This is a genomic window from Kitasatospora sp. NPDC058243 (assembly GCF_042882025.1).
Taxonomy (GTDB): domain Bacteria; phylum Actinomycetota; class Actinomycetes; order Streptomycetales; family Streptomycetaceae; genus Kitasatospora.
This window is the reverse complement of record NZ_JBHVWW010000112.1, coordinates 1-881: the sequence shown is the minus strand read 5'-3', so window position 1 is coordinate 881 and position 881 is coordinate 1. Positions and strand designations below refer to the sequence as shown.

Below are 881 nucleotides of genomic sequence, written 5' to 3'. Positions count from 1 at the left end.
ATGTTGAGCGCGCCCCTCCCCTCTCGCATGTGTCCCTTTCCCCCGGCCCCGCTAGCGCCCCCCGACGGCCCCCCTCCTCGTCCCCCTGCGCCCCAGGACTCCGGGCCGGCTTACAGCAGGGTGGCCTCGGCGGTGCCAATGGCCTGGGGCACCGCCAGAATCGCGCCGTCGACGTAGTCGATGCCGGCCTCGGCCGCCCACTCGGCGGTCTCCCGGGCCCGGGTGGAGCTCGCCATGGTCAGGTTGACCAGGGTGCGGCCGGTCAGGGAGGAGGCGGCCGGGTCCAGCAACCTGTGCACGGCGTCGTAGTCCGAGACACGGACGACGACCAGCGGGCTCGCCTCGAGCGCGCTCCTGACCGAGCCGGCGAGGGGCGCGCCCTTGGCGACGAGCTGCTCGGCCTTGCCGGCCGAGCGGTTCCAGACGGTCGTCGGGTGGCCCTTGTCCAGGAAGACCGCGGCCGACGCCTGGCCCATCACCCGCGGTGGACGGTGCACGGCCTGCCCGCCGGACCCGACGTCACGGCCGAGGCCCCGGGCGACCTGCTGGACGTCCTCCTCGCCTTCGGCGAGCCGCCCGGCCCGGTGGGCCGTCGCTGCGAACGGTGGTCCCGTGCAAGCGCATTGGCCGGGTAGGACGAGTTGGACGGGCCGACCGGCCGGTCACCAGCCGTCGGTGAGCCGGAAGGCGTGGGAGAAGGAGGCTCCGCCCGTGTTCATCCATTCATCGAGGACGCCGTAGGTGTCGTTGCGGGCGATGAGGTCGGCACGGCCGGTGCCCCGGAAGTCACCGGCAACCGTCTGCGAGAACGGACCCCACCCGTCGGTGACGAGCACGCGGCCGGCGAAGGTACCGTCCCCATTGCCGGGCCACATGTACAA

Annotated in this window: 1 protein-coding gene and 1 pseudogene; both read right to left on the bottom strand. The window is 73.2% G+C overall.

Annotated features, from left to right (window positions below; all coding sequences use genetic code 11):
• Positions 1 to 110: 110 nt before the first annotated feature.
• Positions 111 to 476, bottom strand: coding sequence for an NAD(P)-binding domain-containing protein (locus ACFVX9_RS38420; RefSeq protein ID WP_387986786.1), 366 nt, complete (start codon positions 474 to 476; stop codon positions 111 to 113).
• 186 nt (positions 477 to 662) lie between these two features.
• Positions 663 to 881 (bottom strand): annotated as a pseudogene (locus ACFVX9_RS38415) (serine protease); the annotation flags it as partial.

Coding starts and splice junctions, on each gene's coding strand:
- ACFVX9_RS38420 (WP_387986786.1), bottom strand. CDS start 476: ATGGGCCAGGCGTCGGCCGCGGTCTTCCTGGACAAGGGCCACCCGACG.